This is a genomic window from Halomonas kalidii (assembly GCF_030010475.1).
Taxonomy (GTDB): domain Bacteria; phylum Pseudomonadota; class Gammaproteobacteria; order Pseudomonadales; family Halomonadaceae; genus Halomonas; species Halomonas heilongjiangensis.
This window is the reverse complement of sequence record NZ_JASCQN010000040.1, coordinates 135032-158771: the sequence shown is the minus strand read 5'-3', so window position 1 is coordinate 158771 and position 23740 is coordinate 135032. Positions and strand designations below refer to the sequence as shown.

22 protein-coding genes and 1 pseudogene are annotated in these 23740 nt (G+C 65.9%); 9 read left to right on the top strand and 14 right to left on the bottom strand.

The annotated features are described in order from the left end of the window. Positions 1-329 precede the first annotated feature (329 nt). From QLQ85_RS11775 to QLQ85_RS11765, 3 genes are all read left to right on the top strand, one after another. The gene (locus QLQ85_RS11775; RefSeq protein WP_282739155.1) at positions 330-827 is read left to right on the top strand and encodes a DUF1993 family protein; all 498 of its coding nucleotides are present in this window, start codon (positions 330-332) and stop codon (positions 825-827) included. Between the two features lie 93 nt (positions 828-920). Then, positions 921-1691 (top strand): hypothetical protein, encoded by a 771-nt coding sequence (locus tag QLQ85_RS11770; protein WP_282739154.1) that lies wholly within the window; start codon positions 921-923, stop codon positions 1689-1691. 35 nt (positions 1692-1726) lie between these two features. Continuing rightward, positions 1727-2182: a hypothetical protein gene (locus QLQ85_RS11765; protein WP_282739153.1), complete on the top strand. Its 456-nt coding sequence runs from the start codon at positions 1727-1729 to the stop codon at positions 2180-2182. A gap of 89 nt (positions 2183-2271) precedes the next feature. Here QLQ85_RS11765 and QLQ85_RS11760 read toward each other — a convergent pair whose 3' ends face one another. From QLQ85_RS11760 to QLQ85_RS22880, 6 genes and pseudogenes are all read right to left on the bottom strand, one after another. Beyond that, positions 2272-3171 carry a hydroxymethylglutaryl-CoA lyase gene (locus tag QLQ85_RS11760; RefSeq protein WP_282739152.1) on the bottom strand — a complete coding sequence of 300 codons (900 nt, stop codon included), beginning with the start codon at positions 3169-3171 and terminating at the stop codon, positions 2272-2274. Between the two features lie 249 nt (positions 3172-3420). After that, entirely contained in the window at positions 3421-5487 is a 2067-nt protein-coding gene (locus QLQ85_RS11755; protein ID WP_282739151.1) for an acetyl/propionyl/methylcrotonyl-CoA carboxylase subunit alpha, read from the bottom strand. Further along, positions 5484-6326: an enoyl-CoA hydratase-related protein gene (locus tag QLQ85_RS11750; RefSeq protein WP_282739150.1), complete on the bottom strand. Its 843-nt coding sequence runs from the start codon at positions 6324-6326 to the stop codon at positions 5484-5486. The genes QLQ85_RS11755 and QLQ85_RS11750 overlap by 4 nt, the downstream gene beginning before the upstream one ends. Before the next feature lie 124 nt (positions 6327-6450). Beyond that, positions 6451-8058, bottom strand: a complete 1608-nt coding sequence (locus QLQ85_RS11745; RefSeq protein WP_282739149.1) for a carboxyl transferase domain-containing protein — start codon at positions 8056-8058, stop codon at positions 6451-6453. Positions 8059-8209: 151 nt separating this feature from the next. Then, a complete protein-coding gene (locus QLQ85_RS11740) occupies positions 8210-9379 on the bottom strand; it encodes an isovaleryl-CoA dehydrogenase (protein ID WP_282739148.1) in 1170 nt (389 codons plus the stop codon). 219 nt (positions 9380-9598) lie between these two features. Then, a pseudogene (locus QLQ85_RS22880) lies at positions 9599-10545 on the bottom strand (sodium-dependent bicarbonate transport family permease). A 114-nt stretch (positions 10546-10659) separates the two neighbouring features. Here QLQ85_RS22880 and QLQ85_RS11730 point away from each other — a divergent pair. Then, entirely contained in the window at positions 10660-11619 is a 960-nt protein-coding gene (locus QLQ85_RS11730) for a LysR family transcriptional regulator (protein ID WP_282739147.1), read from the top strand. Positions 11620-11624: 5 nt separating this feature from the next. Here QLQ85_RS11730 and QLQ85_RS11725 read toward each other — a convergent pair whose 3' ends face one another. From QLQ85_RS11725 to QLQ85_RS11710, 4 genes are read right to left on the bottom strand one after another with little or no spacing between them, the layout of a single operon-like run. Beyond that, positions 11625-13130, bottom strand: a complete 1506-nt coding sequence (locus tag QLQ85_RS11725) for a tripartite tricarboxylate transporter permease (RefSeq protein ID WP_282739146.1) — start codon at positions 13128-13130, stop codon at positions 11625-11627. Between the two features lie 13 nt (positions 13131-13143). Then, on the bottom strand, positions 13144-13593 hold the full coding sequence (locus tag QLQ85_RS11720) for a tripartite tricarboxylate transporter TctB family protein (RefSeq protein WP_282739145.1): 450 nt from the start codon (positions 13591-13593) through the stop codon (positions 13144-13146). A gap of 30 nt (positions 13594-13623) precedes the next feature. Continuing rightward, entirely contained in the window at positions 13624-14586 is a 963-nt protein-coding gene (locus tag QLQ85_RS11715) for a Bug family tripartite tricarboxylate transporter substrate binding protein (protein WP_282739144.1), read from the bottom strand. Between the two features lie 54 nt (positions 14587-14640). Further along, positions 14641-15399, bottom strand: a complete 759-nt coding sequence (locus QLQ85_RS11710) for a GntR family transcriptional regulator (protein WP_282739143.1) — start codon at positions 15397-15399, stop codon at positions 14641-14643. 160 nt (positions 15400-15559) lie between these two features. Between QLQ85_RS11710 and QLQ85_RS11705 the strand changes: the two genes are divergently transcribed. After that, on the top strand, positions 15560-16357 hold the full coding sequence (locus QLQ85_RS11705) for an amidohydrolase family protein (protein WP_282739142.1): 798 nt from the start codon (positions 15560-15562) through the stop codon (positions 16355-16357). 49 nt (positions 16358-16406) lie between these two features. On the opposite strand, the gene QLQ85_RS11700 is transcribed toward QLQ85_RS11705, so the two are convergent. The 3 genes from QLQ85_RS11700 to QLQ85_RS11690 are packed head-to-tail and all read right to left on the bottom strand — an operon-like array spanning position 16407 to position 18676. Next, positions 16407-17216, bottom strand: a complete 810-nt coding sequence (locus QLQ85_RS11700; protein ID WP_282739141.1) for a substrate-binding domain-containing protein — start codon at positions 17214-17216, stop codon at positions 16407-16409. 30 nt (positions 17217-17246) lie between these two features. Then, positions 17247-17975 (bottom strand): ATP-binding cassette domain-containing protein, encoded by a 729-nt coding sequence (locus tag QLQ85_RS11695; RefSeq protein WP_282739140.1) that lies wholly within the window; start codon positions 17973-17975, stop codon positions 17247-17249. Next, positions 17972-18676 (bottom strand): ABC transporter permease, encoded by a 705-nt coding sequence (locus tag QLQ85_RS11690; protein ID WP_282739139.1) that lies wholly within the window; start codon positions 18674-18676, stop codon positions 17972-17974. The genes QLQ85_RS11695 and QLQ85_RS11690 overlap by 4 nt, the downstream gene beginning before the upstream one ends. 106 nt (positions 18677-18782) lie before the next feature. On the opposite strand from QLQ85_RS11690, the gene QLQ85_RS11685 reads away from it, so the two are divergent. From QLQ85_RS11685 to QLQ85_RS11675, 3 genes are all read left to right on the top strand, one after another. Further along, positions 18783-19670 (top strand): helix-turn-helix transcriptional regulator, encoded by an 888-nt coding sequence (locus QLQ85_RS11685; RefSeq protein ID WP_282739138.1) that lies wholly within the window; start codon positions 18783-18785, stop codon positions 19668-19670. A gap of 72 nt (positions 19671-19742) precedes the next feature. Further along, the gene (locus QLQ85_RS11680; protein WP_282739137.1) at positions 19743-20318 is read left to right on the top strand and encodes a TetR/AcrR family transcriptional regulator; all 576 of its coding nucleotides are present in this window, start codon (positions 19743-19745) and stop codon (positions 20316-20318) included. Between the two features lie 129 nt (positions 20319-20447). After that, entirely contained in the window at positions 20448-20825 is a 378-nt protein-coding gene (locus QLQ85_RS11675) for a group I truncated hemoglobin (RefSeq protein WP_282723881.1), read from the top strand. A gap of 53 nt (positions 20826-20878) precedes the next feature. Here QLQ85_RS11675 and QLQ85_RS11670 read toward each other — a convergent pair whose 3' ends face one another. Beyond that, positions 20879-22876, bottom strand: coding sequence for a sigma-54-dependent Fis family transcriptional regulator (locus QLQ85_RS11670; protein ID WP_282739136.1), 1998 nt, complete (start codon positions 22874-22876; stop codon positions 20879-20881). A 316-nt stretch (positions 22877-23192) separates the two neighbouring features. Between QLQ85_RS11670 and QLQ85_RS11665 the strand changes: the two genes are divergently transcribed. Further along, entirely contained in the window at positions 23193-23702 is a 510-nt protein-coding gene (locus tag QLQ85_RS11665; RefSeq protein ID WP_282739135.1) for a gluconate 2-dehydrogenase subunit 3 family protein, read from the top strand. The last annotated feature ends 38 nt before the right edge of the window (positions 23703-23740 follow it).

Here is a 23740-nt window from a genome sequence, read left to right as displayed (position 1 = left end):
GACCATCCTCAGCTTTGCATCCAACGTTACACCTGCTTACTCTTGATCACTAAGGCCGCTGAAGGCGCCCGGTGGCATCGCAGTAAACAGTGGAGCGAAGGGACTATCGCATGCATGGCAGGGGTCATCGCGTCGTGCAGGGTAGGGCGGTAGCGTGCCCGGCTTGCTTGTAATCGCGCAGGCGCACGAATCCTGTATAGGATGCCGAACTATACTTAGTATTATTTGATATCAATGGGTTAGGTTCAGAACGGCGTGACTGATAACATTGTTGAACGTGCCGGCACGTTCATTCAATATCAGTGGTTTATTAGGGCTTAGAGGTATCAATGAACACTAGTATCAAGAGTTTATTTCAGTACTACCTATCCCAGTTGGATATTATAGTTTCCAAGATCCCACCTGAAATGTTTCCTTTGACCCTGGCTAACGGTATGTTCACTTTGGAGATGAATGCCAAGATCGCGGCCAATTTTGCATTGCGAGGTTATTGCCCATTGTTAAATCACAGTGTGGTTTCATTCTTCAGAGATGAATCAGGTAAGGAGGCTGTTCAAGAGCAGATTTCGGAAACAATAAATTACCTGAACGAATTGCCGGAAGTGATTCAGTTTGATGACAAAAAGTTGCTAAAGGATAAAGCGGGTTTTTCTGAAGTAGAACTATCACAGTCCGTGTTTATTTACCGTTATATTTTTCCAAATTTTTTATTTCACATAAGCATGGTGTATGCAATAGCGAAGGCAAATGGTGTCGAGTTAGGCAAGGGTGATTATGATGGTATTCATTCCTACCCTGAAGGTTTCAGCTTTGTAGCTTCGCCGTAACAATTTCAGGCACGGCGACGCCCTTTCCATTGCGACTTCGGCTCCATTCCAAGAGCGCATGCTGCAAGCGTTGAACAGCCTCAAGGGATCAGGATGGTGATACGTTACGCTCTCTCACTGTGTGCCCTGATCGTGTTGATGGCGCCTTCCGCTCGTGCGGAGCAGATCATCGCTGCCAGCTATGCCGAGCCGGTCGATCGGTACGGGCATTATGCCCTTGGTCGGCCGCATGAATATGCGCGTTTGGTGGCGACCACCGACGCTGGGCGAGAAGTGGTGCTGGGCTTGCCCATAGACGAGGTGTTCGAAGACCTTGCGCCGCGCCTCGTGCAAGTGACGGGTCAGGTGCCGACGGAATTGCTGGTTATCGTCAGTTCGCTGGACAGCGGGTCGCGGCTGGCGCTGGTCGGCCTCGGTGGAAATCGGCTGGAGATAGTGGCGCAGTCGGCCCCGATCGGTATGCCGAACCGTTGGCTCAACCCGGTCGGCGTCGCCGACCTGAGCGGAAACGGGGAGGCGGAGATAGCCGCGGTGACGACACCACACATTGGTGGCGTGCTGAGGGTCTACCGGCGCCGTGGTGAGCGCCTGGTGGAGATCGCCTCGCTGGGCGGCTTTTCCAATCATGTCTATGGCTCCCCGGAGATGGATCTGTCGAGGCCCTCGCTGATCGGTGGGCGCATGCAGCTATTGGTGCCCGATGGACGGCGGGCGAATGTGCGCGCCATCATGCTGAGTGACGAGGGGCTTGTCGAAACCGATCGCTGTGGGTTAAGCGAGCCGATCACGGGCCCGGAGGTGCTAGATGATTGCGAGCAACGTCTGAACCAGGCCGTCTCGATCGCGCCTCAGTCCACGATGTAATAGTACGTTATACGTTATATATAAAGGAGTAGACGGTGCTGAAGCCCGTAATACAGGAAGAAACCACAGGATGCGGAATTTCGTCAGTTGCCAATATTCTGGGTAAGACCTACTCGGAAATGAAGGGTACAGCAAATGCGATGGGTGTCCATGCTGAAGATGAATCGCTTTGGTCTGATACCCAGTATGTATGGAAGATGTTGTCTCATGCCGGAGTCGAGACGTCTGCCGATGAGATTCCTTTTGAATCATGGAGTACACTGCCCGATCTGGCGCTGCTATCGATCAAGCACTACCAGGAAGACGGTAAGGGTTTTTGGCACTGGGTCGTTTTCGAAAGAGTAGATGGCCGGCCTCTAGTGCTTGACTCGGCCAGCTATTTGCCGTCCAACATCAGAACAGACTTCGAGAATATGCACCCAAAATGGTTTATTGCGGTCAATATGCCTAGCACCTCGATGCATCCGTCCGCTGATGGGTCGGCTGATTGAGGCGTTAAGTCACCTACGCTTTAATCTCGATAATTCCAAAGCCCCCGAGTCAGTCTCCTGGCTCGGGGGCTTTGCGTTCTGGGGTACGGTTACTTGGCGGCGAGGGCGACGCCAACCTTGGAGCGGTTCGGCCGCTTGATGGTCTGGGTGATCCAGGTGCCGGTGGCGGCGAGCGCCTCGAGGTCGATGCCGGTCTCGATGCCGAGGCCGTTGAGCAGGTAGACCACGTCCTCGCTGGCGACGTTGCCGGAGGCGCCCTTGGCATAGGGGCAGCCACCGAGGCCGGCCACGGAACTGTCGACCACCGCGATGCCTTCTTCCAGCACGGCGTAGAGGTTGGCCAGCGCCTGGCCGTAGGTATCGTGGAAGTGGGCGGCGAGCTTCCCCATGGGGATGTCGCGTGCCACCGCTTCGAGCATGCGTTTGGCGGCAAGCGGTGTGCCGGTGCCGATGGTGTCGCCGAGGGAGACCTCGTAGCAGCCCATCTCATACAGGGCCTTGGAGACCTCGGCGACCTTGGCGGGGGCGATCTCGCCCTCGTAGGGGCAGCCGAGCACGCAGGAGACGTAGCCGCGTACGCGCACGTTGGCCTGCTTGGCCCGCTCCAGTACCGGGGCGAAGCGCTCCAGCGATTCGGCCACCGAGCAGTTGATGTTCTTCTGCGAGAAGGCCTCGGAGGCGGCGCCGAACACCGCCACTTCCTCCACGCCGCATTCCAGTGCGGCCTCCAGCCCCTTGAGGTTGGGGGTGAGCGCCGCATAGACCACGCCGTCGCGGCGGGCGAGGTTCTGCATCACCTCGCGGTGGTCGGCCATCTGCGGCACCCACTTGGGGGAGACGAAGCTGGCCGCCTCGATGTAGCGGATGCCGGCCGCGCCCAGGCGGTCGATCAGTTCGAGCTTGGTGCTGGTGGCGATCGGGTCGGGCTCGTTCTGCAGCCCGTCGCGGGGGCCGACCTCGACCAGGCGTATGTGTTGGGGGAAGGCCATTGGTGTTCTCCAATCCTGTTTTCGCTCGGCTGGGGTGTCCCGCTTTGGGGGCAGACTCCTTGGGTCGGTAGGCGTTACCCGCCTTCTTGGGTCAGACCCCAGCCGAGGCGCCAGCCTGTGGTTGTGTCTTGTCCGAGCGGTGCTGCCTCCGCCGGGGTCTGACCCGCAGGCTGCACGGCGCCGTGGATGTACCAGAGGGCGCCTGCGGCGCCCATTCGCCCGATAAATCGGGCTCCTACAGGGGCCTCGTCAAGCTTGTGGTGACTCGTCGGCGGCGAATTCGAGCAGTACGTCGCCTTGGCCGACGGTATCGCCACCCTGGAAATGGAAGTTTTCCACGTGGCCGTCGGCGGGGGCGGTCATGGTGTGCTCCATCTTCATGGCTTCCATGACCATCAGCGGCATGCCTTTCTCGACCCGTTGGCCGGGCTCCACCAGCAGCGCCACCACGGTGCCGTGCATGGGTGCGGTGAGGGTCGATTCGGCCTCGTGGTGGCCGTGGTCGATGGCGTCGATGCGGCGCCAGAACAGCCGGGCTTCGCCGCGCGGGTCGACCATCACCACCACATGGCCGTCGCGACGCGCCTGCAGGCGGCGGCGGTGGCCGTTGAGCGTGACCGCCACGGCGTCGCCTTCCAGGTGCTGCAAGCTGGCGGTGAGGGTGTCGCCGCCGATGGCCAGGTGCCAGGTGGTATCGGTGCCGCGCTCGCGCCGGCCCTCGACCACCACCACGGCCTCGGAATCGTCGGGATCCTGGGCATGCGCCGGATCGCACAGGGCGATGCGGATGGTGTGCGGGGCATTCAGGCGGAAGCCGTCGTGGCGGTCCCAGGGGGAGTCGCTCTCGCACTCGCGGGCGAGCTGGTTCAGGCCGATCAATGCGGCGCCGGCGTACTCCTCGATGCTGTACCGGCGTGGCGCGAACAGGGTCGCCTCGTGGCGCTCGATAAAGCGCGTATCCAGTTCGGCGTTCTTGAAACCGGGATGCGTCGCCAGCCGCTGCAGGAAGGCGCGGTTGGTGACCACGCCCTGCACGTCCAGCGCGGCCAGGGCCCGGTTGAGGGTGGCCAGTGCCTGGTCGCGGTCGCTACCATGCACGATCAGCTTGGCGAGCATCGGGTCGTAGTGCATCGAGACCACATCGCCGCTCTCCACGCCGCTGTCCAGGCGTACACGCTGGGGATCTAGCCCGGCGCCCTCCAGATCCATGGCGAAGCGGGTCAGGGTGCCGGTGGCGGGCAGGAAGTCCTGCTCGGGGTCCTCGGCGTAGAGCCGCGCCTCGAAGCTGTGGCCGGTGATGGTCAGCTCGTCCTGGGCCAGCGGCAGCGGTTCGCCCATGGCCACGCGCAGCTGCCACTCGACCAGGTCCTGGCCGGTGATCATCTCGGTGACCGGGTGCTCCACCTGCAGGCGGGTGTTCATCTCCATGAAGAAAAACGCGCCGTCCCGCTCTTGTGAAGAGCTTGATGAAAAGTCCAGCAGGAATTCGACGGTGCCGGCGCCCACGTAGCCGATCTCCTGGGCGGCGCGTACCGCGGCCTCGCCCATGTCGCGGCGCAGCTCGGCGGTCATGCCGGGGGCGGGGGCCTCTTCGAGCACCTTCTGGTGACGGCGCTGCACGCTGCAGTCGCGCTCGAACAGGTAGACGCCGTTGCCATGAGCATCGCAGAACACCTGGACCTCGACGTGGCGCGGCTGGGTCAGGTACTTCTCGATCAGCATGCGCTGGTCGCCGAAGGCGGCCTGGGATTCGCGGCGGCAGCCGTCGAGGGCGGCCTGGAAGCCGGCGTTGGACTCCACCACGCGCATGCCCTTGCCGCCGCCGCCGGCACTGGCCTTGAGCAGTACCGGGTAGCCGATCTTGTCGGCCTCGGCCTTGAGCAGGGCGTCGTCCTGGTCGTCACCGTGGTAACCGGGCACCAGCGGCACGCCGGCGTGGGCCATGCGCGCCTTGGCGGCGGACTTGTCGCCCATGGCGGCGATGGCCGAGGCGGGCGGGCCGACGAAGACGATGCCGGCCTGGTCGAGGGCCTCGACGAAGGCGCCGTTCTCGGAGAGGAAGCCGTAGCCGGGGTGGATGGCGCCGGCGCCGGTGCGCTGGGCGGCCTCGATCACCGCCGCGACGTTCAGGTAGCTCTCGCGAGCCGCGGCGGGGCCCAGGCGCACGGCCTCGTCGGCCTCACGCACGTGGCGGGCATTGGCGTCGGCGTCGGAGTAGACGGCGATGGTACGCAGGCCCATGGCGCGCGCCGTGCGCATCACCCGGCAGGCGATCTCGCCGCGGTTGGCGACCAGCAGGGTATCGAACTTGGTCATGAGTTGGGCTCCGAGGCAGGCTTGTCGGGGGCGTTCTGGTCAGGGGCCCAGGCGGGGCGGCGCTTCTCGAAGAAGCTGGCCAGGCCCTCCTGGCCCTCCCGGCTGACGCGCAGTTCAGCGATCACCCGGCAGGTGCGCTCGCGGGTGGCATCGGCATCGGGCTCGCGGGCGACCTCGGCGAGCAGCGCCTTGGTGGCGCGCTGGGCCTGGGGCGAGCCGGCCAACAGCGTCTCGATCATGGTCTCGACCTCGTCGTCCAGGTCGTCGTGGCCGACCACCTGGTGGACCAGGCCCAGCCCGAGGCCGGTCGCAGCGTCGAGCACCTCGGCGGAAAGCGCGTAGCGGCGCATCTGGCGGGGGCCGAGGGTGCGCTGCACATAGGGGCTGATCACCGCCGGCGACAGGCCGATCTTCACCTCGGAGAGGCAGAACCTGGCCATCTCGGAGGCGATCACGATGTCGCAGCAGGCGGCCAGGCCCACGGCGCCGCCGAAGGCGGCCCCCTGCACGCGACACACGGTGGGGCAGGGCAGGGTGTCCAGGCCGTGCATCAGCTGGGATAACTTGCGCGAGTCGGCCAGGTTGCCGTCGACGTCGTATTCCACCATGCGCTTCATCCAGCCCAGGTCGGCCCCGGCGGAGAAGCTCTTGCCCGCGGAGCCCAGCACCACCACGCGCACCTCGCCGCGGCCGGCGGCGGCGTGCAGGCGATCGAGGTGGGCGTTGAGCTCACTGATCAGGCTGTCGTCGAAGGCGTTGTGCACCTCGGGGCGGTTCAGCGTCAGCCGGGCGACGCCGCGGGCGTCGATTTCCAGGCTTGAGTAAGTTGTCTCTGACATAACGGTTCTCTCTGCGCTGTCCAGCTAGGCGCCCAGCGTTGTCGGGCGAAGGCCATCCTGGGAAGGACGGGGCGCCTGGCGGCGCCATTCGCGCAGAAAATCTGCGCTCCTACAGGGGCGTTGCCTACATCCGGAAGACACCAAACTTGGTCTCTTGAACTTCGGCGTTCATCGCCGCAGCGAGCGAGAGCCCCAGCACGTCGCGGGTCTGGGCCGGGTCGATCACGCCGTCGTCCCACAACCGGGCGCTGGCGTAGTAGGGGTGGCCCTGGTGATCGTACTGCTCGCGGGTCGGCTGCTTGAAGGCCTCTTCCTCTTCCTTCGACCACTCGCGGCCCTCGCGCTCGATCTGCTCGCGCTTGACCTGGGCCAGCACGCCGGCGGCCTGCTCGCCACCCATCACCGAGATGCGCGCGTTGGGCCACATAAACAGCAGGTTGGGCTCATAGGCGCGGCCGCACATGCCGTAGTTGCCGGCGCCGAAGCTGCCGCCGATCAGCACGGTGAACTTGGGCACCCGGGCGCAGGCCACCGCGGTGACCAGCTTGGCGCCGTGCTTGGCGATGCCCTCGTGCTCGTACTTCGAGCCGACCATGAAACCGGTGATGTTCTGCAGGAAGATCAGCGGGATCTTGCGCTGGGCGCAGAGCTCGATGAAGTGCGCGCCCTTGACCGCGGACTCGGAGAACAGCACGCCGTTGTTGGCGACGATGCCCACCGGGAAGCCGTGGATGTGGGCGAAGCCGGTGACCAGGGTGTCGCCGTAGTAGCGCTTGAACTCGTCGAAGTCGGAGTCGTCGACGATGCGCCCGATCACCTCGCGCACGTCATAGGGCTTCTTGAGGTCGGTGCCGACGATTCCGTAGAGCTCGCTAGGGTCCAGCCGCGGCGGTTTGGGGGCCTGCATGGCGAGCCGGCCGCGCTTCTGCCAGTTGAGCCGCGACACGCAGCCGCGCGCCAGCTGCAGGGCGTGGGCGTCGTTCTCGGCGTAGTGGTCGGCCACGCCGCTCTTCTTGGCGTGCACGTCGGCGCCGCCCAGGTCCTCGGCGCTGATCGATTCGCCGGTGGCGGCCTTCACCAGCGGCGGGCCGCCGAGGAAGATGGTGCCCTGCTGCTTGACGATGATCGACTCGTCGGCCATGGCCGGCACATAGGCGCCGCCGGCGGTGCAGGAGCCCATCACCACGGCGATCTGCGGGATGCCCTCGGCGGAGAGGGTGGCCTGGTTGTAGAAGATGCGCCCGAAGTGGTCGCGGTCGGGGAACACCTCGTCCTGGCGGGGCAGGAAGGCGCCGCCGGAGTCGACCAGGTAGAGGCAGGGCAGGCGGTGCTTGCGGGCGATCTCCTGGGCGCGCAGGTGCTTCTTCACGGTGAGCGGGTAGTAGGTGCCGCCCTTGACGGTGGCGTCGTTGGCGACGATGACGCACTCCACGCCCGAGACGCGGCCGATGCCGGTGACGATGCTGGCGGCGGGCACCGCATCGTCGTAGACCTCATGGGCGGCCAGCGCCGAGAACTCCAGGAAGGGCGAGCCCTCGTCGAGCAGGTGGTCGATGCGGTCGCGCACGAACAGCTTGCCGCGCGACTCGTGGCGGGCGCGGGCCTTCTCGCCGCCGCCCTGGCTGATCGCGGCGGTCAGCTCGCGCAGCTTCATGACCTCGTGGCGCATCGACGCCTCGTTGGCCTGGAAGCCCTCGCTGCGCGGATTGATTTGCGTATTCAGAATGGCCATTGCTTGGCTCCGACGGCACTTCACTTAAAAGTTCGTAGAATGAGCGAGCGATACTCAGACAAGGCAAAAATTGACGAAAGAGCGGAGTTTACTGTTGTAAATGAGCATCTTGAGTCAATTTTTAACGCAGTATGAGTGAGCGCAGCCATTCTTACGCAGATTCGTTGAAGATCTCGCGGCCGATCAACATCCGCCGGATCTCGCTGGTGCCGGCGCCGATCTCGTAGAGCTTGGCGTCGCGCAGCAGCCGCCCGGTAGGGTACTCGTTGATGTAGCCGTTGCCGCCGAGCAGCTGGATGGCGTCGAGCGCCACCTGGGTGGCCTTCTCGGAGCAGAAGAGGATCACCCCGGCGGCGTCCTTGCGCGAGGTCTGGCCGCGGTCGCAGCCGGCGGCCACCGCGTAGAGGTAGGCGCGGCAGGCGTTCAGGGTGGTGTACATGTCGGCGATCTTGCCCTGCACCAGTTGGAACTCGCCGATGGGGGTGTCGAACTGCTTGCGCTCGTGGACATAGGGCACCACCACGTCCAGTGCCGCCTGCATGATGCCGATGGGGCCGGCGGCGAGCACGGTGCGCTCGAAGTCCAGCCCGCTCATCAGCACCTTGGCGCCACGGTTCACCTCGCCGAGCACGTTCTCGGCCGGCACCTCGCAGTCCTGGAACACCAGCTCGCAGGTGTTGGAGCCGCGCATGCCGAGCTTGTCGAGCTTCTGGGCGGTGGAGAAGCCCTTGAACCCCTTCTCGATGATGAAGGCGGTGATGCCCTTGGAGCCGGCGTCCGGGTCGGTCTTGGCGTAGACCACCAGCACGTCGGCATCGGGGCCGTTGGTGATCCACATCTTGTTGCCGTTGAGCACGTAGTGGTCGCCGTCCTTGCGCGCCCGCAGCTTCATGGAGACCACGTCGGAACCGGCGCCCGGCTCGGACATGGCCAAGGCGCCGACATGTTCGCCACTGATCAGCTTGGGCAGGTACCGGGCCTTCTGGGAGGCCGAAGCGTTGATCTTGAGCTGGTTGACGCACAGGTTGGAGTGCGCGCCGTAGGAGAGGCCCACCGAGGCGCTGGCCCGGGAGATCTCCTCCATGGCGATGCAGTGGGCCAGGTAGCCCATGCCGCTGCCGCCGTCCTCGTCCGACACGGTGATGCCGAGCAGGCCCATGTCGCCGAACTTTCGCCACAGGTCGTTGGGGAACTCGTTCTTCTCGTCGATCTCGGCGGCGCGCGGGGCGATCTCGTCGCGGGCGAAGGCGTTGACCTGGTCGCGCAGCATGTTGAGCTCGTCGTCGAGGCCGAAGTCGAGGGGCTTGTAAGGGCTGTACATGGTGGGCTCCGTTCCTGTCAGGGGATGCGTCCGGCGCCATGGGAGGCGACGCAACCGGCGATCTCACGTCTTGTAGCGTGGCAGATGGCACAAGACTAGGCGAGGTTTACGTTAACGTAAAGTGCAGCCTTGGGCGTCTGTGACGAAAGTCGTATAGGTCCGGACGCAGGAAGGCAGTGAGACAAGGGAACGGCGACCGGGGAGGTCGCCGTTTCCATTTCAGCCGGCCAGCCATTGGATCAACTGGTGGTAGAGCGGGATGCCGACGATCACGTTGAGCGGGAAGGTCAGGCCCAGGGCGGCGAGCATCGCCAGGCCGATGTTGGCCTCGGGGATAGCGGTGCGCATGGCGGCGGGCGCGGCGATATAGGAGGCGCTGGCGGCCAGCGCCGTGAGGATCAGCAGCGACCCGGTGGGCAGGCCCAGCGCCAGGCTCGTCGCCAGCCCCGCCAGGGCGAGCAGCGGCGGGGCGACCAGGGCGAAGGTGAGCAGCCGCCAGAGGCGCCAGGGCAGGGGGCGCAGGGTCTCGGCGGCGGTCAGGCCCATCTCCAGCAGGAAGATCGCCAGCACGGCATGGAAGGCGCCGGTCAGCAGGTCGGTGACGTTGGCGCCCTCCATGGGGCCGTACATGGCGCCGATTACCACGCCGCCGGCGAGCAGGATGACGCCGCGGTTGGTCAGGGTCTCGTGCCACAGGCCCTGCATGGCGGCCGCGGCCTCGGCACCCCGGTAGCGGCGGTAGAGGGCGATGGCCACCATGATCGCCGGCAATTCCATCATCACCAGATAGAGGGTGACCTCGGCGCCGATGGGCAGGCCGTGGCCCTCNCCTCGGCGTAGGCGAGGGCCACGGCGAAGGTACCGGCGCTCACCGAGCCGTAGTGGGCGGCGAGGCTCGCGCTGTCGGCCGCCGAGAGGCGCACCAGTCGGCGCAGCACCGGCATCAGGGCCAGCGGAATCACGGCCCCCAGCGCCGCCACCGCGGCCAGCTCCGGCACGATGGACCAGCCCAGGTTGCCGTAGAGCGCCATGCCGCCCTTGAGGCCGATGGTCAGCATCAGCAGCAGGCTCAGGGTGTCGTAGGCGGCCTTGGGGATGGTCAGGTCGGACTTCACCAGCCCGGCCAGCAGGCCGAGCAGGAAGAACATCACCACGATATCGGGCATGACGGGTCTCGTGTGGTCAGGGGCGGGGGAGTACCAGGAAACGCTGCGGATTGTGCGGATAATGGAATATTGATACCAATAACACTTTGCATCGCTATGGATTGATGATCATCAATGAACATCCGGCATCTGACCTTCCGCCTGCTGCAGGTCTATGTGGCGGTGGTGCGCTGTGGCTCGGTGAGCGAGGCGGCCCGCCGGCTCCACCTGACCCAGCCGACGGTCTCCCAGCAGCTCAAGCGACTGGGCGAGGCGGTGGGCGAGCCGCTGCTGGCGAACCGTCAGGGGCGGCTGGTGCCCACCGAGGCGGGCCATGAGCTCTATCGGGCCAGCCGCGAGGTGCTGGGGCGCTTCGCCGATTTCGACGACTATCTCGTGGCACTGCGCGGCGGCGAGCGCGGTCGTTTCAGCATCGCCCTGGTCAATACCGCCCAGTACGTGCTGCCGCGGCTGCTCGGTCCCTACAGCCGCGCCTTTCCCGAGGTCGACGTCACCGTGCACATCGGCAACCGCCGCCAGATGCTGACCCGCTTCGAGCGCCAGGACGACGACCTCTACGTGTTCAGTCATCCGCCCTCGCTGGCCCACGCCGTGGCCGGGCGCTTCCTGCACAACCCGCTGGTGGTGGTGGCCCCCCAGGACCATCGCCTCGCCGGGCACGAGGGGGTGGCCATGGAGGAGTTGCTGACGGAGCGCTTCCTGCTGCGCGAGCCGGGCTCCGCCACCCGCATGCTGTTCGAGAGCTGGCTGCAGGAGCAGGGGCTGTCGCTCGGCCCGACCCTGCAGATGGCCAGCAACGAGGCGATCCGCGTCGGCGTGGCATCGAACATGGGGCTCGCCGTGCTCTCGGAACACGTGCTGCCCCCGGAACACCCCGACCTGGTGATCCTGCCGGTGGCGGGGCTGCCCATCGAGAGCCACTGGCAGTTCATCGTGCGCCGCGATCGGCGCCTGCCCCATGCTGCCATGGGCTTCCTGCGCTTCGCCGCTGGGCATATCGACGAGTGCGTGGAACCGCGCTTCGTGGCTAATGAGCTGGAGGAGATGCTGGGGCGTCTGGGGGACCTCTCGTAGATGTCTCAGGCACCTTGACCCTGCGACTGGCGCCGACCACGCAGCGTTTTCCAGAGCTGGGAAAGCAGGACCGCCGCAAGGAGAGCGATGATGCCCAGGGAGATGGGGCGGGTGAACAGGACCGTCCAGTCGTTCTGGGAGATCAGCATGGACAGGCGCAGGTTCTGCTCGGCCATGGGGCCCAACAGTACTCCTAGCACCACGGGCGCCAACGGGAAGGCGAGACGATTGAGCAGGTAACCGACCAGGCCGAAGGCCAGCATGACATAGAGATCCATCACGTTGCCGTTCACGGTGTAGATTCCTATGGCCATCAGCACCATGGTAGTAGGTACCAGCAATGCGGTGGGCATGCGCAGGATCTGAGCGAACAGTCGAGTGGCGACCATGCCACCGAGCAGCAGGAGCAGCATGGCCGTCAGCAGCAGTTGCCACATGAATCCGAAGACCACATCGGGCGAACGGGTGAACAGCTGCGGCCCGGGCTGAAGTCCGTGAATCATCAGGGCACCCAATACCAGGGCAGCTATCAGGTTGCCGGGAATGCCCAGCGTCAGGGAGGGAATCATGGCCGAGGCATTGTCGGCACTATTGCCGGATTCGGCTGCGGCGACGCCGATCGGGTTGCCAGTGCCGAAAGTCTCGGGATCGGGGGCTTTTCGCTTGGCCTCGTTGTAGCTGAGCAGTGCAGCAAGGTTACCGCCAGCACCAGGCAGGATGCCCACACAGACGCCGATCATGGATGAGCGGGTCCAGGTCCGCCAGTAGCGCCGCACCAGGCCAAGGATGCCGTCACTGGCCGTGACGCGAAAGCTGTCGGCATTGAAGTAGGATTCGTTGCGCTTTTCCGCCATCTCCAGCACAGGAGGAACGGCATAAAGCCCGATCAGGACGATGAGCAGCTCGAAGCCGCCCACCAGGTAGAGAGTGCCGAAGGTATAGCGCTCTTCGCCGCTGATGGCATCGACGCCCACGAGACCGATGACGACGCCGAGCAGGGCGCTGAGCATGCCTTTGCTGATGTCCTTGCCGACCAGCACGGCAATGCTGACGAGGCCGAAGATGGCCACCCAGAAATATTCCGAGGGACCGAAGGCCAGGGTCACCTTGGCGAGCATGGGTGCCAGCGTCATCAGAGCCAGGGCGCTGACGATACCGCCGATGGCGGATGACCAGCATGCAGTCTTGAGGGCGAGTCCACCTTGCCCCTTGCGTGTCATCGGATAGCCATCGAAGGTGGTAGCGATGGCGGCCGGCGTACCTGGAATATTGAGCAGAATGGCCGGTATGGAGCCACCGTACATGGAGCCGTTATAGATGCCGGCCACCAGCCCCAGGGCGATGATGGGGTCGAAGCCGTAGGTCAGCGGCAGCATTAGTGCGATGGCCATGACCGGGTTGAGGCCCGGCAGGGCGCCAATCAGGATACCGATCAGAGTGCCAACGACCAGGCTGATCAGCGACCCGAGCTGCAGCGCCACTGGGAGCGCATTCAACAGTGATTCGAACATTGGGACACCCTTTCTACGAAGCGAGGAAGAACTCGACGGGCAAGGGACGCTTGAGCACTACGGCAAACAGGCCATACAACAGGGTGATGAAACCCAGGGTGATGCCCAGCACTACCACGGGTCGTCGCTCTCCCAGCACCGGAGCCAGCAGAATGATGAACAGGGCGCTGGTGGTATAGAAGCCTACGGTCGGCAGGGCCACGTAATAGACCAGGCAGCAGCCCAGGGTGGCCAAGAAGCGCCCCGAATGATCCACCAGGGCCATGGCGGGCTGGCTGCTGGGTCGTCTGGCCAAGAGGCTCCGCGAACTTCGCCAGATCAGTGGAAGCGAGAACAGCCCCATCAGGGTTCCTGCCCCGATGGGGATGTAGGCGGCGTCGGCAAAGAAGTCCTTCCCCATCCAGGCCGTGGTCGTGCCGATGATGAGGAAGGCGATGCCAGAGAAGAGATCTCTGTAATTCATGGACATGATGGCTCCCTGTGCAGGCACAGGTTAGTGTTGCTTGAGGCCGAGGCTTTCCAGGGTTTCGCCAATGGCTTCCGTCTCCAGGCGCAGCCGCTCGCGCAGTTCTTCCCCACGTACCAGGTTGAGGGTTTCGCCCTGGGCGGCGAGGAAGTCCTGGAACTCGGTTTGTTCCACAGCACGGGCCACGGCGTCGGCAATGACCTCGGTGCGTTCTTCGTCCATGCCTTCCGGGCCCAGCATCATGCGCCAGAGCACGGTCTCCAGCTCCGGGTGGCCCAGGGCCGCGAGCCCGGATGCCTGGGGCAGGGCTTCGTTATCATCGGCAGAGGTCACGAGCAGGCACTTGGCCTGGCCGTCCTCGACATAGGGCAGCACCGGCGTGATAGAGCCGCCGTAGATGTCGACGTGGCCACCGAGAAAGTTCTGCAGGGTTTCGCCGGCGCCGCCGAAGGGAATGGGGCGAGCGGTGATGTCGAAGGCGTCGAAGATTCGCTCGGCAGCGAGGCGCATGGTGCCGCCGACGCCATCGTTGCCATAGGTGTATTGGCCGGGGTTAGCCTGAAGCTCGGCAAGAAACTCCTCGGCGTTTTCAGCCGGGAAATCAGGCGATACGCAAAGGGTATAGGCACTCTGCGAGGTGCTGATAATGGGAGTCAGCGTCTCGTAGGAATACTGCACGCGCTGCATGTGCGGCACCGTAGTGATGGGGCTGTTCCAGGTGGAGAGCAGGGTATAGCCATCGGGACGCGACCGAGCAAATTGGTTGACCCCGATGGCGCCACCGCCACCGGCGACGTTGAGCACGGCGGCGGGTTGGCCCAGCTCCTGCTCGAGGTACTGGTTGAGCATCCGGGCGACGTTGTCCGTGCCGCCACCGGCAGGCGCCGGCACGATGATCTCGATGGGGCGGTCGGGGTAGTCGCTTGCCATGACGGGAGTGAAGGCAGCGGATGACATGGCGGCGGCGGTGAAGAGCAGCGTGGCTTTCATTTGTTGTACCTGTCGGTTCGAATCAGCGGGGGATGTGGGCACTGTGCAATCGCATCAGGTGGGTTGTTCGCCGAGGGTGACGCGATAACGGAACCGCTCGGGGCGGCCGTGTACGCGGCGATACTCGATGACACGACCCACCGGGTTGCGTGCAACACGCTCGATGATGGCAACCGGTGAATCGGCAGGTAGCGCCAGGTGTTTGGCGCTGGCCGAGGTGGTGGTGCCGAACGAAAGCTCATCCGTCGCAGACGAGATGAGGATTCCGAATTTCTGCAGGAATACCGGATAGAGCAGGGGCCCCATCTCCTTGGGATCGAGTGACATCAGTCCATCGAAATCGGGCAGGCGCAGGTAGATCTCCTCGAATAGCAAGGGATCTCCGGCCCAGAGACGCACGCGTTCCAACTTGAGGCAGCGTGCTCCAGCGTCGTCGCCGAAGGCTCGCTTGACCTCGGGGGGCAAGTCGACTTCCTGGCGTGTGAGGACTCGGCTTTCGGGAATCACCGGGCCGTCTGGATCTTCTACATCGTGAATGTGGAAGAAGCGGAACAGGTCGGCGCGAAATGCCGGTTGCTTGACGAAGGTGCCGGTTCCGCGACGGCGTTCCAGCAAGCCTTCGTCCACGAGCTGCTTGAGCCCCATGCGCATGGTGGCCAGCGCGACGCCATACTCCTCGGCGAGGCGGTTCTCGGACGGGATCATGTCGCCGGGTGACCACTCGCCATTGGCGATCCGGGACGCCAACTGATCGCGCAACCGGGCGTACAGCGGGAGTCGTCCATCGGCACGGGGCATGTTCAGTGCGCTCATATGTGGGTTCTCCAAGCGGGATTCCGCTGTCTGGTTGCTGTCACTAAAGACCAGTGTATACTTCTAGTCAAGCAGTTCTCTAGAGAACTAGACTTAAGTCTAGTCGGAAAGCCGGGTGGGGCATGTCCCTGCACGGTGACCAGACCGAGAGGAAACGAGAGTGAAGCGAGGATTCGACTGCCATGCCCATGTCTACGCCCGGGTGGATGAGGCCAAGGGGTCCAACTACCGACCGTCGCGGCCGGCACCGCTCGACGAGTGGCAGGGTCACCTGGATGACCGCAGGCTCCGCGGCGGGGTACTCGTGCAGCCTAGTTTCCTGGGCGACGATAACTGCGAGCTGCTGGAGATCCTGGACAAGCTCGATGAGCACTACAGGGGGGTGGTGCAACTGCCCAAGGGTACAAGCCTGGCGGAGATGCGTGAGCTGGATGCCGCCGGCATCGTCGGTGTGCGCTGGAATCTCATCGAACGGCGCTGTGAGCTGCCCGACCTGGACGATTCCCGATGGATCGACTTCCTGGATCGCCTCAAGGCACTGAACTGGCACCTCGAGCTGCACCTGGAGGGAAGCCGCCTCCCGGAACTCTTTCCGGCGCTGCACCAGCACGGAGTCACGCTGGTCATCGATCATCTAGGGCTACCCGTCGAGGCCAATCCCTTTGCCGACGGCGGCTTTCGTCTGCTGCTGGAGGCAGGACGAGCCGGACGCACCTGGGTCAAGTTGTCGGCCCCTTATCGCTCCCCGGTGCACGACCTGAGGTCGCATGTAAGGGCATTGCTGGAGCATCTCGGCCGAGAGCGGCTGGTATGGGGCAGCGACTGGCCCTGGACCCGCCATGAAGGCAGGCACACCTACCGGGATACCTTCGACTGGCTGACCGGCTGGGTCAGCGATGCCGACGATCGCCGGTACATCCTGGAGGAGGCCCCGCGGGAGCTGTTCCGACTCGGCTGAATGACCGCCAGACGAGGATATCCTCACCCCAGGCGGCACTGACGCGAAGTTATTCGGCGCTGGGAAAGAACAGCTGCTCGCCGTCGACCCGGAAGTCGGCGATGGCCTGTTGGCCGGCCTCGGAGAGCAGCCACTCGTGCCACTGCGCGGCGAGGTCATGCTTGAGGTGGGGGTGGCGCTCGGGGGAGATCCGCACGCTGCCGTACTGGTTGAACAGCGCCTCGTCGCCCTCGAACAGCAGCGCGAGCCCCTGGCGGTTGTCGAAGGCGACCCAGGTGGCGCGATCGGTCATGGCGTAGGCGTCCATGGCGGCGGCGGTGTTGAGGGTGGCGCCCATGCCGCTGCCGAGCTCGCGGTACCAGGGGGAAGCGGGGGCGATCCCTGCGGCTTCCCAGAGGCGCTGTTCGGCACGGTGGGTGCCGCTGTCGTCACCGCGGGAGGCGAAGGGCGCCTCGGCGGCGGCGATCAGCGCGAAGGCTTCGGCTGCGGTTTGCGCATCGGCGATGGCGGCCGGATCGCCGTCCGGGCCGACGAGTACGTAGTCGTTATACATGACGTCGGCGCGTTCGGTGCCATGGCCGTCGGCGACGAAGCGCGTTTCGCCTTCGGTGTCGTGCACCAGCAGGCTGTCGGCATCGCCGCGGCGGGCGATCTCGAAGGCCTGACCGGTGCCCACCGCCACCACCCGCACCGCGATGCCGGTGGACTCGGTGAACGCAGGGATGATGGCATCGAAGAGCCCCGAGTTCTCGGTGGAGGTGGTGGAGGCCAGGGTGATATGGCCGATGTTCTGGGCGGCGGCGTTAAGCGACGGCCCCATCAGGGCGAGTGCGGCGAGGATGAGTCCGGTTTTCGGCATCTCGTCTTCCTTCTGTGGTTGTCATCCGCGCTACCAGACCAGGTCGCCGTCGATGAAGGCGCGGGTGGTCGGGGAGGCCGGTGTGGTGAAGAAGCGCTCGGCGTCGCTGTGTTCGATCAGGCGCCCCTCGTGGAGCAGCACGACGTCGTCCGCCAGCCGTTTCGCCTGGTTCAGGTCGTGGGTGGTCATCAGGATGCGCGTGCCCCGGGCATGGAAGTCGAGGACCGCCGCTTCCACGGCGCGCATCGAGGCCGGGTCCAGGGCGGCGGTGGGTTCGTCGAGGAACAGCACCTCCGGGGCGAGCAGCCAGGCGCGGGCCAGGGCCAAGCGTTGCTGCTCGCCGCCGGAGAGGACCCGTGCCGGGCGTCTTTCCAGGGGCCCCAGGCCGAAGCGCGCCAGTGCCTCGCGGGCCAGCGGCTTGCGTGCCCGCCACGGCGTGCCGCCGACGGCCAGGGCGTAGGTGAGATTGTCCAGGGCGGAACGCTTGAGCAGTACGGGGCGCTGGAAGACCATCGCCTGGCGCGGTGGCTTGCCCCCCCAGTACACCCGTCCGGTGCTGGGGAGCAGCAGGCCGTGGGCCAGGCGCATCAGCAGGCTCTTGCCGGCCCCGTTGGGCCCCATCACCAGGGTGCGCCGGCAGCCGTCGAGGGTGAGGCTCAGCGGCTGGAGCAGCGTCTGGCCGCGGTGGACCATGCTCGCACCCTCGAAGCGCAGAGCGGGGATCGCCACCTCGGGCAACTGGTGGGCCACGTGGGTCATCCCAGTCGCCTCCTGGCCGTCTCGCCCACCAGATAGGCGGCGCCGTTGATCAGCGTGACCAGGGCGAGCAGCACCAGGCCGAGCCCCAGGGCCAGCGGCAGGTTGCCCTTGCTGGTCTCCAGCACGATCGCCGTGGTCATGACCCGGGTGACGCCGTCGATGTTGCCGCCCACGATCATCACAGCGCCCACCTCGGCACTGGCGCGACCGAAGCCGGCCAGTATCACCGTCATCAGGCCGAAGCGGGCATCCCACAGCAGGGTGGGGATCCGGCGCAGCCGTGACAGCCCGAGCGACTGCAGCTGCTCGCGGTACTCGGCGTGCAGCTCCTCCACCTGCTGGCGGGTCAGGGCGGCGATGATCGGCAGGATCAGCAGGACCTGGGCGACCACCATGGCGCTGGGCGTGAAGAGCAGGCCGAACTGCCCCAGCGGGCCGGCGCGGGAGAGCAGCAGGTAGACCGCGAGCCCCGCCACCACCGGCGGCAGCCCCATCAGGGCATTGAGCACCACCACGACCGCGCCGCGCCCCGGGAAGCGCCACAGCGCCAGGGCGGCGCCCAGTGGCAGGGCGACGAGCGCGGCGAGGGCCACCGCGGACAGCGAGATCTGCAGCGACAGGGCGACGATCTCCCGCAGGGCCGGGTCGAGGTGCAGCACCAGGCCCAGGGCGGTGGCGAAGGCGTTGTCGGCGGTCGGCATGGTGCTCCCTCGTGGCTTCCTTGCATCATCTGCATTGCAAGACGTCGATGCATCCTATGCTGAAATTCATGCAGGATAATGCAGTGATACGACGAGAGACGATCCGATGGCGACACCCTACACCTACCTCACGACCGCCGAGGCGGCCGACTACCTTCGGCTCAAGGAGCGCAAGGTCTACGATCTGGTCGCCCAGGGGGTGATTCCCTGCACCCGGGTCACCGGCAAGCTGCTCTTCCCGCGCCATAGCCTCGATCTCTGGTTGATGCACCATCTGGAGGGAGACCAGGCCAGTCGACGACCGGCGCCGCCGGTGCTGGCCGGTAGCCAGGATCCGCTGCTGGAGTGGGCGGTGCGCGAGAGCGGCTGCGACCTGGCGCTGCTCTGTCACGGCAGTGGCGACGGAGTGCGCCGCCTGGCGCAAGGCGAGACGATGCTCGCCGCGGTGCACCTGATCGACCCGGAGAGCGGTGACTACAATGCCCCGCGGCGTCTCGGCCTGGGCGGCATGCGTGACCTGGTGGGGGTGCGTTGGGCGCGGCGCTGCCAGGGGCTGCTGCTCGCGCCGGGCAACCCCCGAGGGCTCACCGGCCTGGCCGATCTCGACCGGCCGGGGCTGGTGATGGCGCGCCGGCAGCCGGATGCCGGGGCGGAGCGGCTGCTGCGCCACATGGTGACCCGGGAGGGTATGAACCTCCAGGCGTTGACCTTCGCCCCCCATCCGGCGCTGAGCGAGGACGACCTGGCTCTGGCGATCCGCCAGGGGGAGGCGGACGTGGGGCTCGGGGTCGAGGCGGCGGCGCGCCGCCAGGGTGTCGACTTCCTGCCACTGCATTGGGAGCCCTTCGATCTCTTGCTGCGGCGGCGCGACTATTTCGAGGCGCCGGTGCAGCGCCTGCTGGCCTTCGCCCGCGAGCCGCGCTTCGCCGAACGAGCGGTGGCGCTCGGCGGCTATGACCTCGGCGAGCAGGGGAAGGTGGTCTATAACGCCTGAGGCGGGCGACTTGACGCCTCGCGCCTGTGGGCGATACTGCTGATTAGACCGGTCGGTCTGACGGGATGACGTATGACGCATATGACGAAGGAGCGCTTGCTCGAGGCGGGACTCACCATGCTGCTGGAGCACGGCTACAACGACCTGGGAATTCAGGCGCTGCTGGAGGCGACGGGGACGCCGAAGGGGTCCTTCTATCATCACTTCCGCAGCAAGGAGGATTTCGCCCTGCAGGTCATCGACCGCTACATGGAGGAGGTCCACCTTGGGCTGGATCTGAGCCTGGGCAACGCCAGTCTACCGCCCCTGGAGCGGGTGCGACGGTTCTTCGAGCTGTCGCAGGAGAAGTACCGCCAGGAAGGCTACCTGGGCTGCCTGCTTGGCGGGGTCGGCCAGGAGCTGTCGGGGATCAGCGAGACGTTCCGGCGCAAGATCGAGACCTGCTTCGCCGGTATCGCCGAGCGGGTCGCCGACTGCCTGGAGGAGGCACGGCAGCAGGGTGACCTGCCGCCGGACAGCGATCCTCGCCAGATGGCGGACCTGCTGGTGGACTGCTGGGAGGGCGCGGCCTTGCGTAGCCGGTTGCGCCGCGACCCAGGCCCACTCGGGGCCATGCTCGACTTCTACTTCTCGGTCGCCACGAAGTGAGCCTCGCGGGGCGCCGCGAGCGGCTAGTCGTCGGGCGACGCTTGTACCGACTGGTCTGTTCCGGACGGCTTGAGGTCGTCCACCACCAGTGGTGAGGGTCGGCTATGCGGCCGACCCGGGAGGTGTCGAATGACAAGTACCAACCTCTACGAACGCCTGGGCGGAGAGCGGGGCATCGCCTCGCTGGTCGACGACATCGTCGAGTCCCATATGCAGAACCCGCGGATCCGGGCGCGCTTCCTGCCCTATCGCGAGGACCCCGATCACCTGGAGGTGGTCAAGGGGCACCTGCGAGACTTCCTCGCCGCCGGGAGCGGCGGCCCCGTGGAGTACCGGGGACGCAGCATGCCCGAGGCGCATCGCGGCATGAATATCAACGAGGCGGAGTACATGGCCGCCATCGACGATATCCTGGGCGTCCTCGACCGGCATGGCATCGATCCCCAGACGCGTCAGGAGGTGCTCGGCATCGCCTACTCGCTGAAGGGGGAGATCATGCACGTCTGAGGCGTCCTGGCCGGCCCGGCCTCTCGACCGCTCGGGGCTCTCCCCGGGCGGTCTCATTGCGGTGGCTGCTGGTTGGGCGGCACGATGCCCATGCGCTTCATGCGCCGGTAGATGGTGGGTCGCGACAGCCCGAGTTCGCGGGCCACGGCACTGATGTTCCACTGGTGACGACACAGCGAGCGATGGAGCAGGTCCTGCTCGGGGCCTCGGCGAGCCGCCGCGGACGTCATGCCGGTCGTGTCCTGGGCAGCCAGGCCGGGGCTGGCCCCGGGGTGGGCCAGCTGGCCGTGGGTGCACTCCTCGGGCAGGTCGTTCACCACGATTTCATCGCCCTCGCAGGTGGCCAGGGCATAGTGCAGGGCGTTGTGCAGTTCGCGGATGTTGCCGGGCCAGGGGTAGGCGAGCAGGGCGCTCATGGCATCGCCGCGCAGGCGCACCCGGGCGTCGCGCTGCTGGTTGAGCTCGTCGAAGATGCGGCGGATCAGGTAACCCTTGTCGGCCCGCTCGCGCAGCGGCGGCAGGCGCAGGCTGGCGCCGTTGAGGCGGTAGAACAGGTCCTCGCGAAAACGCCCCTCACCGATCAGCCCACGCAGGTCGCGGTGGGTGGCGGCCACCACCCGCAGGTCCACCTTGATGGGGCGGCTGGCGCCGATCGGTAGCACCTCCTGCTCGGCGAGTACCCGCAGCAGCCGGGTCTGCAGCTGTAGCGGCATGTCGCCGATCTCGTCGAGGAAGAGGGTGCCGCCGTCGGCCTGGGCGATCAACCCCTTCATGCCCTTGCTGCGGGCACCGGTGAAACTCCCCGGCTCATGGCCGAACAGCTCGCTCTCGATCAGCGATTCGGGCATCGCCGCGCAGTTGATGGCCACGAACGGCTTGTCGCGGCGTCGGCTCGACTCGTGCAGGGCGCGGGCCATGCGCTCCTTGCCGGTGCCGGTCTCGCCGATCACCAGGATGTTGATCGGCTCGTTGCGCAGTCGCGCGGCCCGGGTGAGGGTGTCGCGCATCGCCGGGTCGTCGTCGGCCAGGGTCTCCAGTGGCGCCAGGCTCGAGTCGCGCCGCGCGCCGGTGCCGGTCACCGCGCTGGCTCGCCGGGGCGGCTCGATTAGGGTCGCGAAGTGGAGTTCGCGATGGCGGTGGGTGCGGAAGGCGCGCACCCGGTCGTCGCTGTGCTGGGGAATGGCCAGCACCTCGTCGACCCCGGCGTCGAGCAGGTCCTGGATGTTCCAGGCCCGGAACGGGCGTGCCTCGCCGGCCTCCGGCAGCGGGAGCTCGTGGTGGCGCAGCAACTTGCGCCCGGCGGTGTTGGCCGCCACCAGGCTGCCGTCCGGTTCCATGGCCAGCAGGTAGCGGCGGTTGATCTGCACGAACTCCCGCGAGCGGTCCAGGCAGACGATGGGATGATCGGCGTAGCGCTGCAGGAAGTAGGCGTCCTCGATCATCTTGGCGGTGTACTTGACCAGCTGCAGGGCGAAGGTCTGGGAGTGCTTGGACTCCGGCGAGTGGTAGGCGGAGATGTCGAGCACCGCCAGCAGCTGGCCGTGGGGGTCGAAGACCGGTGCCGCGGTACAGGTCAGTTGGATATGGTGGGCGCTGAAGTGGTCGCTGTGGTGGCAGGTGAGGGCGCTGCGTTCATGGATGCAGGTGCCCACCGCGCAGGTGCCGGCACGGGATTCGCTCCAGTCGGCGCCCAGGTAGAGGCCGGTGCGCTGATGCTCGCGCTGGTCGCGCTTGGCGCCGAGAAACTGCACGGCGATGCCGCGGGCATCGGTGAGCAACACCACATAGCCCAGCGAGGCGACCTGGCGGTAGAGCTGCTCGACCCCGGCCCGTGCCACCTGGAGCAGCGCATCGGCCTGGTCCTGGTGCTCGCGCAGGGTGGCCCCGGGCACGTAGCGCGGCGGCGTCGGGCGCGCCGGGTCGAGGCCGTAGCGGTCAATGCAGCGCCGCCAGGAGCGCTCGATCATCGCCGCCTCGCCCTCGGCACTGGGGCTGGCCAGCGACTGGAGGATGGTCTCGATATGCTGGCGTTGGCTCAGGGTGGTGGTCATGGCGTGTCTCTGCCGATCGCGGTCTTGTCGTTGTCATTTCTTCAAGGTAAGGGCTGGGGTCCCGCCCCGAGATACGACCTTCGTCGCCCCCGGTTACAGGTGTAACGAGCGGTGTAAAGCGTGCTGTCACGCCGAGTGTCACGCCTGTGGCCTGGCCGGACACCGCCCGGTGCCCGGTAAGAAGTTATTTTCCCTTTGCAAATAACTGGTTACTGGAATCTTCGGCCAACCTGGCATGAATTCCGCCATGGGAAGGGCGTGGCCGCCGTCTTCCGACCTGCGGCCCTCGAACAAGAAGAGATCGAGGAGTCACGCCATGACCGACGCTTCCCGGGCGATGCTCAGCCGTCGCCGTTTCCTCACCCTCACCGGCGCCCTGACCGCCGGCAGCCTGGCGCTGGGCGCCACCGGCCTGTGGCCGCGCTGGGCCCTGGCCGAGCCCGAGCTGGCCAATCGCCTGTTGCGCCTGGGGCGCGACATCTATCCCCACGAGGCGATCGAGGACCGCTACTACCTGGAGCCGCTCACCCCGCTGCTCGAAGAGCAACGCGACATGATCGCCGCCGGCCTCGACGACCTGGACCGGCGTGCCCGGGCCGCCCATGGCCACGCCTACGCCGGGATCGACAGCGGTGCCGAGCGCGAGGCGCTGCTGCGCCAGATCCAGAACGGCGACTTCTTCCAGGCCGTACGCAACACCCTGGTGGTGGGGCTCTACAACGACTCGGAGCTGTGGGAGCCGCACTTCGGCTACCAGGGCTCCTCCTGGGAGCAGGGCGGCTATATCAACCGTGGCTTCGACGACCTGGTGATCGACTGGCTGTGATGGGCCCCGAATACAGCATCCGCGACCAATAACAACCG

What these genes read in the sequence shown, in the direction of transcription:
- QLQ85_RS11715 (WP_282739144.1), bottom strand. Translation starts at nt 14,586, where the DNA reads ATGAAAGCCACGCTGCTCTTCACCGCCGCCGCCATGTCATCCGCTGCC.
- QLQ85_RS11665 (WP_282739135.1), top strand. Translation starts at nt 23,193, where the DNA reads ATGACCGACGCTTCCCGGGCGATGCTCAGCCGTCGCCGTTTCCTCACC.
- QLQ85_RS11740 (WP_282739148.1), bottom strand. Translation starts at nt 9,379, where the DNA reads ATGTACAGCCCTTACAAGCCCCTCGACTTCGGCCTCGACGACGAGCTC.
- QLQ85_RS11750 (WP_282739150.1), bottom strand. Translation starts at nt 6,326, where the DNA reads ATGTCAGAGACAACTTACTCAAGCCTGGAAATCGACGCCCGCGGCGTC.
- QLQ85_RS11710 (WP_282739143.1), bottom strand. Translation starts at nt 15,399, where the DNA reads ATGAGCGCACTGAACATGCCCCGTGCCGATGGACGACTCCCGCTGTAC.
- QLQ85_RS11770 (WP_282739154.1), top strand. Translation starts at nt 921, where the DNA reads ATGGTGATACGTTACGCTCTCTCACTGTGTGCCCTGATCGTGTTGATG.
- QLQ85_RS11745 (WP_282739149.1), bottom strand. Translation starts at nt 8,058, where the DNA reads ATGGCCATTCTGAATACGCAAATCAATCCGCGCAGCGAGGGCTTCCAG.
- QLQ85_RS11775 (WP_282739155.1), top strand. Translation starts at nt 330, where the DNA reads ATGAACACTAGTATCAAGAGTTTATTTCAGTACTACCTATCCCAGTTG.
- QLQ85_RS11730 (WP_282739147.1), top strand. Translation starts at nt 10,660, where the DNA reads ATGAACATCCGGCATCTGACCTTCCGCCTGCTGCAGGTCTATGTGGCG.
- QLQ85_RS11675 (WP_282723881.1), top strand. Translation starts at nt 20,448, where the DNA reads ATGACAAGTACCAACCTCTACGAACGCCTGGGCGGAGAGCGGGGCATC.
- QLQ85_RS11720 (WP_282739145.1), bottom strand. Translation starts at nt 13,593, where the DNA reads ATGAATTACAGAGATCTCTTCTCTGGCATCGCCTTCCTCATCATCGGC.
- QLQ85_RS11685 (WP_282739138.1), top strand. Translation starts at nt 18,783, where the DNA reads ATGGCGACACCCTACACCTACCTCACGACCGCCGAGGCGGCCGACTAC.
- QLQ85_RS11670 (WP_282739136.1), bottom strand. Translation starts at nt 22,876, where the DNA reads ATGACCACCACCCTGAGCCAACGCCAGCATATCGAGACCATCCTCCAG.
- QLQ85_RS11725 (WP_282739146.1), bottom strand. Translation starts at nt 13,130, where the DNA reads ATGTTCGAATCACTGTTGAATGCGCTCCCAGTGGCGCTGCAGCTCGGG.
- QLQ85_RS11690 (WP_282739139.1), bottom strand. Translation starts at nt 18,676, where the DNA reads ATGCCGACCGCCGACAACGCCTTCGCCACCGCCCTGGGCCTGGTGCTG.
- QLQ85_RS11695 (WP_282739140.1), bottom strand. Translation starts at nt 17,975, where the DNA reads ATGACCCACGTGGCCCACCAGTTGCCCGAGGTGGCGATCCCCGCTCTG.
- QLQ85_RS11700 (WP_282739141.1), bottom strand. Translation starts at nt 17,216, where the DNA reads ATGCCGAAAACCGGACTCATCCTCGCCGCACTCGCCCTGATGGGGCCG.
- QLQ85_RS11760 (WP_282739152.1), bottom strand. Translation starts at nt 3,171, where the DNA reads ATGGCCTTCCCCCAACACATACGCCTGGTCGAGGTCGGCCCCCGCGAC.
- QLQ85_RS11680 (WP_282739137.1), top strand. Translation starts at nt 19,743, where the DNA reads ATGACGCATATGACGAAGGAGCGCTTGCTCGAGGCGGGACTCACCATG.
- QLQ85_RS11755 (WP_282739151.1), bottom strand. Translation starts at nt 5,487, where the DNA reads ATGACCAAGTTCGATACCCTGCTGGTCGCCAACCGCGGCGAGATCGCC.